This window comes from Sulfurovum sp. XGS-02 (assembly GCF_023213175.1).
Lineage (GTDB): Bacteria > Campylobacterota > Campylobacteria > Campylobacterales > Sulfurovaceae > Sulfurovum.
Genome location: NZ_CP093312.1, coordinates 1,346,733 through 1,359,154 on the forward strand (window position 1 = coordinate 1,346,733; position 12,422 = coordinate 1,359,154).

Genomic DNA, 12,422 nt, shown 5'->3' on the forward strand with positions numbered 1-12,422 from the left:
TACTTTTTTACACTTACAGTGACTGTAAGTGTAAAGCTTTTCTCATCAACACCATATTTTTCCCATTATCAGCGATACATTCAACACCATATTTTTTGCAAAGTACTCTGAATGTCTGTGCCGTAAAGAAGACGATATGTGTCGGATCCTGATGATAATACCATGTTTTGAAAGCCTCTATATCATTGGGATGGAACTGTGTCTGAAGTGCCAGATAACCGCCCTCTTCTAGGCGTTCCAGCAGACTCTCAAAGACTTCTCTTGGCTGGTGCAGGTGTTCAAACACTTCTGTAGAGACTATCAGATCGTATTTTTTCTTCTCTTTTAATCTGTCAGGATGATAGATAGGGTCATAGTAGTCACAAGCTATGCCCTCTTTTGTAAGCATGGACGCAAGCAGAGAGCTTCTACCGCAACCAAAATCAAGCGCTGTTTTCGGTTTATTTGTCACTAAAGGGAGTATAAAATCCAGGAAGCGTTGAAAATAGGCCTGGTATCCTGCATCGTTTTCATCATTTTCATGAAGGTTGTATCGCTCTTCTTGTGTCCCAAGATCCTGGTAACATTCCGGTGATTTAAAAATGTACTGACAAGCCTCGCAATAGTAATAAGTGATGTCCGTTTTTTCATGGTGAAATGGTGCTGTTGGTTTGTCGCAAATATGGCAGTTCAATCTACATCCTTTAATGAGTGTTATGTTACTATTTAATCTATTAATGCAAACCCAAATTATCTAGTAGAATTGTGAAAATAGCGTTTATGCTTGTCTCTATGATAGTTGCTAGTTTATGATTTTAATCTATAATATGGGTTTAAGGACAAAAGAGAATGAGAAGAAGAGACTTTATTGCCGGTACAGCCATCGGGGCTACTGCTTTGGCACTAAACGGATGCCATAGGGCTGAAGAGAAAACAGAAGGCAGTTCTGCCAATATCAACCGGGGTAAAAAAGTAACGCTCAAGCTCGCCACTTCCTGGCCTGCACACTTTCCCATTATGGGAACAGGCGTGGATGCATTTGCTAAGCGCTGTGCCCAACTGAGCGGAGGCACACTCGAGATCAAAGTCTACGCCAAGAACATTCTCGTCCCTGCTCTTCAAGTCTTTGACTCTACCTCCGCAGCACAGATAGATGCGTTTCACTCCGGTGTCTACTACTGGAAAGGTAAGAATCCTGCATTCTCTATCTTCGGTGGCATGCCTCTGGGGCTCACAAGTGAAGAGATGGTCACATGGATGAAATTTGGCGGAGGGTATGAACTCTGGCGTGAAATGTACGGTAAATTCAACCTCTATCCGCTCATAGGAGGAACAACAGGACCTCAAATGGGCGGCTGGTTCAAAAAAGAGATCAACTCTCTTGCCGATCTTAAAGGCCTCAAGATGCGTATCCCAGGACTGGGTGGAGAGGTGATGAAGAAACTGGGAGTGAACCCTGTACTGCTGCCTGCCGGGGATATCTATACATCACTCGAACGCGGCACGATAGATGCTACAGAATGGGTAGGACCTGCACTGGACAGTATGATGGGTTTTGCAAAAGCAGCGCCCTACTACTATACAGGCTGGCATGAACCAGGTTCCATACTCGAGATCACGTTCAACAAAGCAAGATGGGAAAAGCTCAGTGCCGAACATCAGGCTATTATTACGGCAGCCAGTGAAGAGATGTCAGCGAACATGCTTCATGAATTTAGATACCAAAATGCAAAAGCACTGCAAGAACTTCCAGACAATGTAGAGATAAGAACATTCCCTAAAGATATGATGGATGCAGCCAAAACTGCACTGGGTGAAGTGTTGGCTGCCCAAAGTGCCCAAAGTGAAGATTTTAAACGTGTATTAAAAAGTTATCAGGATTTTGTCAAACTCAATAAGCCTTGGGATGATATCAGTACCAGGAACTTCCTCAATATCAGAGGGTAATCGCCCTCTCTATACTAATACTTCTTATTGGTATATACCAGAAGATCTTTTTCACTCAGGTCCGCTATCAGTCCGGTAAGATTCCTTAATGAAAAAAGTTGCAGCTTTTCACCTTTTTCCTTTTTGAGTTCAGACGAGAATTTGTTTTTAGAGAAGAGAACAAACCTATCGACATCAAGCTCAGCTTGTGCACATTTTTCTTTGAGCTTTGTAAGTTCACTTTTGTTGGCTTTAGACTTGGCGTACTTTGTTGCACCTGCGATCATTTCACCGGACTTTCTTTTGATCAATATATCGATCTCAACATTCTTGTCCCAATACCCTCCGATACCTACAATAGGGTCACCAGTAAAAGCATCCTTGAAACTCTTTTTGAGCATTTCAAATACCAATTGATCATAGATAAGATTTGAAAACTCTGATCTTATACCTGACCAGTGCGCTTTCATCTCAGAGTAGTCACCCTCTTTGATACCTTTATAGTAAGGAGAGATACAGGCAAACCAGAAACGCATAAATGGCTGCATAAAGAGGAGTTTATCAGAATTACCCTCTTCTTCTTTTAATGGTTTTTCAACAGACCTGTCAAACGCCAAAAGCCCTTTTTTGATCAGCCAGTCTATAGCCTCTTCACCCTCTTCTCTCTTTACATTCGCTTTTTTAAATGCAGAGAACTCTCTTCGGTCACCAGAAGCTATGGCTGATAAAAGTTTGTGATAGACAGGCTTGCTCTTTGTCGTATGTGCAATGTCTCCATGAATGTATCTGTAGTTACGAAGCACTTTTTCCTCTATCAATTCATCGATAGATCTGGAAAAGTCAACACGCCATCCCATACCGCCAAATACTGCAAAGTACTCTACTGCCTGTTCAAAGTCAGTCGCATGGTTTTGGTAACAAAAAGAGCGGAAGTGCTGCAGTAGTGTCGGATTTTTCGCCATCAGGAAGCCTTTATTTTAATGCACAGATTATACCCAAGATGCTGTTATAACCCTGCCATATTCCATCATCTTTTATGTGGTTTACCTCTTCTGCACTCATTTATTTTTAATTTTATAAGTGACTTCAAAGCTTTACTAGCTAATATGGGCTTATGAAATTAAATGAATTACACGTAACCAACCCCTACTTAGATCTACCAAATGAGTGCTATGACAGAGTCGCACCCACACCCCTTGCAGACCCCTACCTCATACATGCCAACACCGATGTGGCAAAGGTACTCGATATTGATGAAGATGAACTTCAGACCGAGGCATTTGTGAAGTTTCTCAATGGTGAGTATCTATTAGAGGGTTCAGAACCTTTTGCCATGTGTTATGCAGGGCATCAGTTTGGGTATTTTGTACCTAGGCTGGGGGATGGAAGAGCCATAAACATCGGCACAATAGACAAGTATCATCTTCAGCTTAAAGGTGCGGGGACCACTGAGTATTCCCGTAACGGTGACGGGCGGGCGGTACTGCGTTCAAGTATCAGAGAGTATCTTATGAGTGAAGCAATGGACGGTCTGAGTATACCCACCACACTCTGTTTGGGACTGATAGGTTCAGAACATGATGTAAGACGCGAAAAGATAGAAAAAGGTGCTATTGTCTGCCGTGTGAGTTCTTCATGGGTGCGTTTTGGTACATTTGAATATTATGCCCATCAAGGAAAGTTCAAAGAGCTTGCTGCATTGGCTGATTATGTCATCAAAGAGAATTTCCCACATCACAGAGGTAAAGAAAACCGCTATACCCTGCTCTTTAATGATGTGATGATCATCACGGCCAGACTCATAGCACAATGGATGTCAGTCGGCTTTAACCACGGTGTCATGAACACAGACAATATGTCCATAGCAGGACTGACGATAGACTATGGACCGTATGCATTTTTGGATGATTTTAGGCATGAACATGTATGCAACCATACAGATGTAGAGGGACGCTACAGTTTTGCCAACCAGCCCGAAATAGCTAAATGGAATCTTAAATCGCTTGTGATGGCCCTTAGTCCATTGACCGATACGGAGAAGATGGAAAAGAACCTGGCTATGTTTGACAAGATCTATATACGCTATTTTCACTACTATATGTGTAAAAAACTTGGATTTGAAGGCACGATAGAAGGCGACCCGGAACTCATAGACGATATGCTGGATATGCTCGAACAGTTACATGTGGACTATACGCTCTTTTTTAGGACACTCAGTCACTATGAGGGAGACAGAGAAGCTCTTCTCTCTACAGGGCTATACCATGAGCCTATGAATGCATGGCTGGACAGATATGATGCACGTATTAAAACCATAGACACCACAGAGAGAAAAGAGCAGATGCTCTCTGCCAATCCGAAATATGTCCTCAAGAACTATATGCTTCAGGAAGCTATAGATGCTGCAGAGAAAGGTAACTTCTCTGTAGTAGATGATCTCTTTAAGATCGCCCAAAACCCATTTGACGAACATCCAGCGTTTGAACGATGGGCAGGTGCCACACCGCAAGAGTTTAAGAATCAAAAGCTCAGCTGCTCTTCTTAACGAGGAAAACCTGCAGATAGTCAAAGCGTAGTGATGCTATACTAAAAAAAGTACACTATACAAAGGAGACAGCATGAATCAGGACGAATTATTAGACCTATATCTTGAAAAGTTACGTGTATTATGCAAAGAAAAACTTGAAGAGCGTGAGATCAGTGTCATAGAAGCATTGAAAGAGTCAATACTCTATATTGAAGGGGAGATGCAGGAGTACTAAAGTACCCTCCTCCTTGTTCAAGGTCAACCAAACATCCCTCTTGTTGTCAATAATGTAGCAAGTCCTACCATCATAAAAACACCAAAGAATTTCATATAGTGCCGGTTGTTGATCATCGTAGAGATGATGGTTCCAGCGACCAAAGAAACCGCCAAAAATCCATAAAGTACAAACATCAGCATGATCACATGTTGCGGCCATTGCAGCGGCTTTTCATCAGGGAGTACGAATGTCTGCAGTCCGATAGTGACTATCCATATATAGAGCATTACAGAGAAAAAAGCCGTCCAAAATAAAAACTGTATCTTACCGCTTCGTATGAGCATCTTTTCCCTTGTTTCGTACATATGTCAATTTGTCATATTTTTAATCATGTTGAAAAAATTGAGATAATATTTATATGCAGTCTGATTATGTTGTGTCAAACAACAGAGGCAACTGCTGTTTGAACCTCGTAGTCAAATCCTGACTACGAGAGGTGGTGAATGATATGGATATTATCATTCTAATTTTGACAATTGTTCTAGCTATCCTTAGATACCTAAATAGTTGCTAACCATCCGAGGGAGCTTAGGCTCTCTCTTCAAACATTATTTTAGCAGAAAATATTTTGCATGTAAATAGTCACTATCATCATACATTCCTGAAGTAAAAAGTGTTACACTAATAGTGATAGACTTTTATTACAAGGTTTCTAGCGCATGGCGAGCTATTATCTACTACTCATACAGTTTCTTTTTGCACTTATCTCACTCTTTTTGGTTTGGCAAAGTGTGGGTTACTTCCGCCGTATGTGGAGGTACAAGAAAATCAAAGCTATGCCTTTTCCAAGATCCTATATGACCATACTACAAAACACACACCAGTACAAGACACTTGCACCTAAACAGAAAGAAAAACTTCACGTTATGATACTTTTTTTCATAGATCAAAAAGAGTTCTTAGGTGCCAGAATGAACATCAATGATGAGATAAAAGTCATCATCGCATTTTATGCTTGTCTCATGCGACTTGGATTTGAACTGGGTGAGAAAGACCATGTCAGTACCATCATAGTCTATCCCGAGCACTTCATCGTCGATGACTCAGATACGATTGATGGCATACACCACACCCGCACATCTGTCCTAGAAGGGCAATCAGCCAATGGCACTGTAGTCATCTCATGGCAGGATATAGCGCAAAATATAGCTAAGCCGGGGAAAGAGAATGTCATCATCCATGAGTTTGCCCATGAGTTGGATTTTGAAGATGGTCTTGCAGACGGAACACCTCTTTTGGAAACTTCAAACTATCAAAAGTGGTCTGAAGTTTTCTCTAAAGCTTTTACTACATTAAAAAAACTTGAGGAGAGGCAAAAACATTCAAAAGGACTGAGACTTTTAGGTGACTATGCGCTCACAAATGAAGCTGAGTTTTTTGCAGTGTGTAGTGAGCGATTTTTTCAGACACCTAAAGCGTTCAAAAAGCATTTTCCTGATGTCTATGAAGAACTTAAACGCTTTTATAGACTTGATGCAGAAAAGTTATTCTCATCACATCCCGATCATAATGAATGATGTTGTTCACGTAATTTACATGACACCTATTTATTATTTAAACCATTAAAGATGCTTTTCAACCCATTTTATGATCTGTTTACTACTGCGTGCGCCGGTAAATCTATCTATCTCTTTTCCATCTTTAAACACAAGTACTGCCGGGATATTTACTATAATGATTGTTGGGTTTTGTGTTTGAGCGTTGTCATTGTTTATCTTTAAAAACTGTGCTTGTAATGGCATAGCCATAGCTGCAGCTTCAAAATGAGGTGCCATAGTCAAGCATGGACCACACCAAGGTGCCCAGAAGTCAACTATAATAGGTAGATCAGAAGCATGAACAAAGTAGTCCAATATAGCTAAATTTGCATTCAGTGGCTTACTTTCTAACAGTGAACCTCCACACTCTTTACAATGTTCAGTAGTGTATGTCTCCTTCTTTTTTACACTGCTTACTTTAAGACAATGGGGACAAACTACATTAATATGCATATCGCGACACTCCAATTTTATTTAGTAAGTATTATATCTGGTATAGATCAGAGTTTATACCCTCTCTCATTTGTCCTATTATGACCAAAATGTCTGAACCTAACAAAAAATGTTTTATTCTTAAAATTATAAGGAACATATATGACTGCATCAAAACAAGTCTATATAACTATAGAAATGATCAACGACCTTACAAAATTGGTAAATTACTCGTTCATGACGGTATCCAATCAATACTATTAATGATCAACGGGTATAATAAACAAAAAGAAAGGGTTGTAATTATGACTACTTTATTCATGATTATTTCAACTATTGTGATTATCTATGTCGCTGTAATGGTAGTGAGTATAATGAAACAAGGAAAGAAAAAAAAGGATGATGGTTAAGAGAGTATAAGAGAATCAAACACTAGCTTATAGCGACTACTATCCAGTAGACACTTTTCGGCTTAGCTATCATTATCACCTGACCACTATAGCTGTTTGAGAGGTTGGGAGCAGTTTAAACTTTCCTCAATTTCTTCAACACCATAACCATTGCCAAAGTGTCAAGCTTTCAGTACGCTAAAAGTACATTTCTCGTTTTCTCTTTTCCAATAAGCAACACTAAAACTTAGTGAAATATGCAACAAAATTTAGGAGAAAAAGAGATAATAGAAAACCTTATAAGTTTATATATTTTATAAAGTTTTGAAAAGAAGACAATTTAGGGGTCAATTTTATCATTATCACCTGAACGGTATAATTTATGCTATTACTGTCATACCTTTAACCAATCACCAAGTAACACATTAACCACAGTTTCTGTTCTTAATATCCTTTGTCCTAAACTAACTGATGTACAACCTTTTTGGCAAAGTAAATCAACTTCATATTCTATCCAACCGCCTTCAGCCCCGATACATAGTACCTTTGGCATATAATCTTTATTACTAGTCTTATGCTTTGTAACATCGAGATATGATTTCCAAGATTGTGAAGCATAAGGATGAGCAATTACTGCATTAGCTTGCTCTTTATAGCCCTTTTTATCTAGTAATAAAGTAGGAAATTCATCTTCAACAAATGGCTTAAAACGTTTTTTAAACTCAATAACTGGCGGCACTGTATCTATGGCTTGTTGTAACCCTTCAAAAACAAACTCATCTATACGGTTTAGTAAAGGGCTTTGCCAATAACTTTTTTGAGTACGGTAACTATTTACAATAATAAGTTTATTAACACCAAGAGATGTCATATCCATAATCAATCTACGAAGCACTTTTGGACGCGGCAAAGCAAGAATAACTGTTAAATCAAGTTTAGCTGGTGGTTTTTTATCCAGTGTAACATCAGCAAGAAGTACTTCATCGTTATTGATTTGAGCAATAGTAGCTTTACCTATGTTACCACCAATCTCAGCAATAGTTAAACTATCCCCTACCCTAGATTTCAGTACCTCTTTAATATGAGTAACTTGCTTTGGATCACTAATGATTTTGGCATTTTTAGGTAATAAAATACAGTTCAAATTATGAAAATAGGGGCCAGTTTATAACGATAACTCATTGCCTATTCCTCTTAATAACCCCACAAATAGTCAGGTTGTGATATATCTAATACTTTAACAATCATATGCTGAGAATAGCCTTCTTTATCGGCTTTAAGTATCTATTTATTACGTATTTTCATGTTTTTGTATGGGTTCTCTCGTTACACCTTTTTAAGGTGTAATACCTACTTCTGTTAGATGCTTATCTTATTTTGTCTCTACCTAGCGGTGTAAATGGTTTTTCGATGGATTAAACTGCCCTATGCATTACGCCTCGAAGAGACGAAACGAGAAAAACATGTTTTCTAGGGTTAGGGGAATCTTTATAAAGTTATATATTTTATAAGGTTAGTCGCTGTAGCGACATTTTCGAGGCATAATTTTGTCTACTTCAATAGAAAATCTTATAGCATGTTCTATATAGGAGATTTCATAATGAAAACATAAACTCGAATGAATTTAAAAACCGGTAGTTTATTTCCCTGAATTTAATTGTCTTTATTAGAACTCACAGTTCCACCACTCTCTCAAAGATCTCCACTGTTCATTGATGGTATGGAACGCTTCCATAATCTCAAATGAGAATATTTTTATTCATCCTCACTATCAATCTCTTCAGGCAATTCCAAAGCATCAATATGTCCTAAGGCTCCAGCCCCGGCAATCCCCTGCAGTGAACCATACATCTCTGTAGTATTCTGCAGAACACCATCTATCAGTTTCTGACGGCGTTTCCAGCTTGCCATGAGAGAGCGGCGCTCTTTGTCCAGCTCTTGCTGCATAGATATAAAACCGTCTACGATGGCTTTAAGCTGCATACTGAACTCATTACCCGTAAGGTAGTTGTAGAGGAGTGTCATCTTGTCACTTTTGTTCTCCTCTTTTTGTACACTCAAATGTACACGGATAAGACTCTCACGCAGAAGGGATACTGAACCTTTAAATTCATCAAGACTGCAGACCCAGATCCCGTCAACAAAGCCCATCCTATCCATTCCGTTAGGATAGACAGATGTGACAAGAACGCCCAGGTCTGCATTGACCTTGAGCATATCCTGCTTGAGCTTAGTGACCCAGCCATCACTCCATGCTTTGGTATTTTTACTCTCATAACAGATGATCCCACAGTTTTGTAATTCTCTGGTGTGTATGGTCTGTATACAGTCTGCACCAAAAGCACCTTTTTTGATCTCCTCTACCGTATCGAAAGGAAATTGAGTGGAGAGCCACGACTCTATAAGAAGTTCCAATGCCTCACCTTGTATCTGCATGGAACCCTGCTCGGATTTTCTTTTGGCATCTTCTATACTCTTTGCCATCTGTGCTATCTTCTCATCTTTTGCTTTTAACTCAAGTTCATTTGCCTCTTTAGCCTCTTTAAGCGCCAACTCTTTCATTTCCATGGCCTGTTTAGCCAACTTCTCTTTTTCCAGCTTTAACTCTTCACTTAGAGCCTTTTGGGCTTCGACCTTTGCCGCCGATGCGATCTCATCTTTCTCACGTTTTAGTTTTTCTATCATGGCTTTTGAAGCATTAAGTTCTTGGACTTGCTTAGACTTCTCTTCAAGCTCTTTTTGCAGTAGTGCTACAGACTCACGCTGCTCCTCTACCAATTCTCGCTTCAGTTCATCCATAAGCTTTGTACGTTCAAGTTTGAGCTGTTCTTTGGTCGCTTTATGCAATTCTTCATCGAACTTCTCTTTCTCTTCTTTAAGTGCATCTTCTTTGACTTTGAGCATATCAAGGTGAGCTTTGTACTCTTTACGTTTGGCCTCTATTTCATTTTGGAGTTTTTTCTGATCTGCTAAATGCTGTTGCTTGAACTTCTCTTCTATCTGATGGTAAAATATCTCATCGATATCTATTTGGGTCCCGCAGTTGGGACACTTTATACTGTTTTGGGTGGACATGACACTTCCTAAATTCTAATTCCTATAATCATATCAGAAAAGTCTCTAGAGTCGTCTAAATATGTCAAATTGACATGCTTTGTTATGTCTGTATCAAAGATTACAAAAAGGCAAGAAGGGAAGCGGTGACCGCAACATTGAGAGACTCAACATCACGCTGCATAGGTATGGCTATGTTTTTATCACAAAGCGCTTCTACACTTTTGCTGACACCTTCGCTCTCGTTGCCAAGTACAAAGATGGTCTTACTGCTGTAGCTCTGCTCTTTATAAGAGTTGGTAGCGTGTGATGAGAGTGTATAGAGCGTTGCACCTTCATTTTGGAAAGACTTGAGTGTCTTTGCAAGATCGGATGTTTTAATGATAGGCATTTTAAAAAGTGTACCCACGCTGGCTTTGATCACCAGTGGAGATATCTGTGCCGCACCCTTGGTCGGCAGCAGGATGGCATCCACATTACCCGCTGCACAGGAACGGATGATCATCCCCAGGTTCTGAGGATTCGTTACACCATCAAGAGCGATGATACGATAGTCTTTGTGAGCATCGAGAAAACTCTCTTCATCACCGAAATGTTCAAGCACGATATCTAGGGCTACACCCTGGTCCTGCTTGGCATTTTTAGAGATACGTGAGAGTGCCTGTTTATCGTGATAAGCGACTTCGATACCTCGTTTTTGAGCGATACGTTTCATCTGTTCAAGGACAGCAGCATCTTTGTTGGATTTGGAGAAATGGAGTTTGTGAATAGTGACGGCTTCATCTTCAAGTGCTTCCATCACGGCATTACGCCCGTAGATGGTCAGCACTTTGTCAAAAAAAGACTTCTTAGCCAAATATTCTGGAGAATCTTTCAATTAAGCGTTTCCGTCCCAAGCGATCTTAGGCTTTCCGTTCGGATCAAACTCAACTGCAGGCATACCCATGATGTTAAATCCGGCATCCACATAATGGATCTCACCCGTTACACCAGAACTGAGGTCCGAAAGCAGGTACATACCTGAGTTTCCTACCTGACTGATCGTCACGTTTTGTTTGAGCGGTGAGTGATGCTGATTCCACTTGAGCATGAATGAAAAGTCACCAATTCCTGCTGCTGCAAGGGTCTTGATAGGGCCAGCTGAGATAGCATTGACACGGATACCGTCTTTACCAAGATCTTCTGCAAGATATTTTGTAGTCATCTCCAACGCAGCTTTAGCCACACCCATAAGGTTGTAGTTAGGAATGTACTTCACACCACCGTAGTAACTAAGCGTCAATACTGAAGAGCTATCAGAAAGGATCGGTTTTAACTCACGTACGATCTCGATGAGTGAATAGACAGAGATATCCATAGCCACATCAAATGCCTCTTTAGAGATGTCATAAAAACGACCGCTCAACCCCTCTTTGGGTGCAAAGGCAATAGAGTGTACGATGAAGTCGATCTTTCCCATATCTTTTTCAAGAGACTCTTTCAGAGCTTTGATCTCTTCCGGCTTGCTTACGTCGCAAGGATAAAGTCTTGCTCCACACCCTAGATCTTCTGCAATAGGGGCTAGTTTCTGTTCAAATCTTTCATTCAAGAATGTAATGGCCATCTCCGCACCCTGCTCCTGACAAGCTTTAGCGATACCGTATGCGATAGACTTCTTGTTGGCGATACCTAAAATAACACCTTTTTTACCCTTCATTATCATATATATGCTCCATAGAAATTAATTCGGTAATTTTAACGCAATAATGGTAAAATTTAAAACTATATTTATCATAAATCAAGGCAATAGATGAAAAAAATACTCATTATTAGTACTGGTGGTACATTTAACAAGATTTATGACCCGATCAAGGGAGAATTCATCATAGATGTAGAGTCAGAAGCCTTGAAGAAGATCGCAAAAAAATGGCTGTGTGAATTTAACATCATGAACCTCATAGGCAAAGACAGTCTGGATATGAACAATCATGACAGACTAGAACTTCTGGCGACCATCAATCAATCCGAGTATCATCACATCATTATCGTACATGGCACAGATACCATGGATGTGACAGCGGAATATCTTGCAGATGCAGATATCGAAAAATGTATTGTCCTCACAGGCGCTATGGTGCCCTACAGTGTGGACCCGGTAGAAGCCACTGCCAATCTCTGTTCAGCCTATGGATATATCAATACTTTAAACAAAGATGGTGTGTTTATCGCTATGAACGGCGTCATGGGAAACTATGAACGTATAAAGAAAGATCGGTTCAAAGGAAAATTTACAACACTTTAACGATAGCTACCGTTTAACC

At 40.0% G+C, this 12,422-nt stretch carries 13 protein-coding genes; 5 read left to right on the forward strand and 8 right to left on the reverse strand.

Annotated features, from left to right (window positions below; genetic code table 11):
- Nucleotides 1-13 precede the first annotated feature (13 nt).
- Nucleotides 14-673, reverse strand: coding sequence for a class I SAM-dependent methyltransferase (locus MN086_RS06680; RefSeq protein WP_248575239.1), 660 nt, complete (start codon nucleotides 671-673; stop codon nucleotides 14-16).
- 155 nt (nucleotides 674-828) lie between these two features.
- Here MN086_RS06680 and MN086_RS06685 point away from each other — a divergent pair, with 155 nt between their 5' ends.
- On the forward strand, nucleotides 829-1,926 hold the full coding sequence (locus tag MN086_RS06685; protein ID WP_248575240.1) for a TRAP transporter substrate-binding protein: 1,098 nt from the start codon (nucleotides 829-831) through the stop codon (nucleotides 1,924-1,926).
- Nucleotides 1,927-1,940: 14 nt separating this feature from the next.
- On the opposite strand, the gene MN086_RS06690 is transcribed toward MN086_RS06685, so the two are convergent.
- Nucleotides 1,941-2,867: a DUF234 domain-containing protein gene (locus MN086_RS06690; protein ID WP_248575241.1), complete on the reverse strand. Its 927-nt coding sequence runs from the start codon at nucleotides 2,865-2,867 to the stop codon at nucleotides 1,941-1,943.
- Nucleotides 2,868-3,019: 152 nt separating this feature from the next.
- On the opposite strand from MN086_RS06690, the gene MN086_RS06695 reads away from it, so the two are divergent.
- Nucleotides 3,020-4,450, forward strand: a complete 1,431-nt coding sequence (locus tag MN086_RS06695) for a YdiU family protein (protein ID WP_248575242.1) — start codon at nucleotides 3,020-3,022, stop codon at nucleotides 4,448-4,450.
- 73 nt (nucleotides 4,451-4,523) lie between these two features.
- A complete protein-coding gene (locus MN086_RS06700; RefSeq protein WP_155993765.1) occupies nucleotides 4,524-4,667 on the forward strand; it encodes a hypothetical protein in 144 nt (47 codons plus the stop codon).
- 23 nt (nucleotides 4,668-4,690) lie between these two features.
- Here the strand turns inward: MN086_RS06700 and MN086_RS06705 are convergent, their stop codons facing one another.
- Entirely contained in the window at nucleotides 4,691-5,014 is a 324-nt protein-coding gene (locus MN086_RS06705; RefSeq protein WP_248575243.1) for a hypothetical protein, read from the reverse strand.
- Between the two features lie 354 nt (nucleotides 5,015-5,368).
- Between MN086_RS06705 and MN086_RS06710 the strand changes: the two genes are divergently transcribed.
- Entirely contained in the window at nucleotides 5,369-6,226 is an 858-nt protein-coding gene (locus MN086_RS06710) for a zinc-dependent peptidase (protein WP_248575244.1), read from the forward strand.
- Between the two features lie 45 nt (nucleotides 6,227-6,271).
- Here the strand turns inward: MN086_RS06710 and MN086_RS06715 are convergent, their stop codons facing one another.
- From MN086_RS06715 to fabI, 5 genes are all read right to left on the reverse strand, one after another.
- On the reverse strand, nucleotides 6,272-6,700 hold the full coding sequence (locus MN086_RS06715; protein WP_248575245.1) for a thioredoxin domain-containing protein: 429 nt from the start codon (nucleotides 6,698-6,700) through the stop codon (nucleotides 6,272-6,274).
- Nucleotides 6,701-7,462: 762 nt separating this feature from the next.
- Nucleotides 7,463-8,212, reverse strand: coding sequence for a 16S rRNA (uracil(1498)-N(3))-methyltransferase (locus tag MN086_RS06720; protein ID WP_248575246.1), 750 nt, complete (start codon nucleotides 8,210-8,212; stop codon nucleotides 7,463-7,465).
- A gap of 611 nt (nucleotides 8,213-8,823) precedes the next feature.
- Nucleotides 8,824-10,143 carry a DUF2130 domain-containing protein gene (locus tag MN086_RS06725; RefSeq protein WP_248575247.1) on the reverse strand — a complete coding sequence of 440 codons (1,320 nt, stop codon included), beginning with the start codon at nucleotides 10,141-10,143 and terminating at the stop codon, nucleotides 8,824-8,826.
- A gap of 100 nt (nucleotides 10,144-10,243) precedes the next feature.
- The gene (rlmB, locus tag MN086_RS06730) at nucleotides 10,244-10,999 is read right to left on the reverse strand and encodes a 23S rRNA (guanosine(2251)-2'-O)-methyltransferase RlmB (RefSeq protein WP_248575248.1); all 756 of its coding nucleotides are present in this window, start codon (nucleotides 10,997-10,999) and stop codon (nucleotides 10,244-10,246) included.
- A complete protein-coding gene (gene fabI / locus MN086_RS06735) occupies nucleotides 11,000-11,824 on the reverse strand; it encodes an enoyl-ACP reductase FabI (RefSeq protein ID WP_248575249.1) in 825 nt (274 codons plus the stop codon). It abuts the gene before it with no gap.
- Nucleotides 11,825-11,911: 87 nt separating this feature from the next.
- Between fabI and MN086_RS06740 the strand changes: the two genes are divergently transcribed.
- A complete protein-coding gene (locus MN086_RS06740; RefSeq protein WP_248575250.1) occupies nucleotides 11,912-12,403 on the forward strand; it encodes an asparaginase domain-containing protein in 492 nt (163 codons plus the stop codon).
- Nucleotides 12,404-12,422 lie beyond the last annotated feature (19 nt).

Excerpts from the sequence above, each read along its gene's own strand:
- MN086_RS06685 (WP_248575240.1), top strand. The coding sequence starts at position 829 with ATGAGAAGAAGAGACTTTATTGCCGGTACAGCCATCGGGGCTACTGCT.
- MN086_RS06690 (WP_248575241.1), bottom strand. The coding sequence starts at position 2,867 with ATGGCGAAAAATCCGACACTACTGCAGCACTTCCGCTCTTTTTGTTAC.
- MN086_RS06695 (WP_248575242.1), top strand. The coding sequence starts at position 3,020 with ATGAAATTAAATGAATTACACGTAACCAACCCCTACTTAGATCTACCA.
- MN086_RS06700 (WP_155993765.1), top strand. The coding sequence starts at position 4,524 with ATGAATCAGGACGAATTATTAGACCTATATCTTGAAAAGTTACGTGTA.
- MN086_RS06705 (WP_248575243.1), bottom strand. The coding sequence starts at position 5,014 with ATGTACGAAACAAGGGAAAAGATGCTCATACGAAGCGGTAAGATACAG.
- MN086_RS06710 (WP_248575244.1), top strand. The coding sequence starts at position 5,369 with ATGGCGAGCTATTATCTACTACTCATACAGTTTCTTTTTGCACTTATC.
- MN086_RS06715 (WP_248575245.1), bottom strand. The coding sequence starts at position 6,700 with ATGCATATTAATGTAGTTTGTCCCCATTGTCTTAAAGTAAGCAGTGTA.
- MN086_RS06725 (WP_248575247.1), bottom strand. The coding sequence starts at position 10,143 with ATGTCCACCCAAAACAGTATAAAGTGTCCCAACTGCGGGACCCAAATA.
- fabI (WP_248575249.1), bottom strand. The coding sequence starts at position 11,824 with ATGATAATGAAGGGTAAAAAAGGTGTTATTTTAGGTATCGCCAACAAG.
- MN086_RS06740 (WP_248575250.1), top strand. The coding sequence starts at position 11,912 with ATGAAAAAAATACTCATTATTAGTACTGGTGGTACATTTAACAAGATT.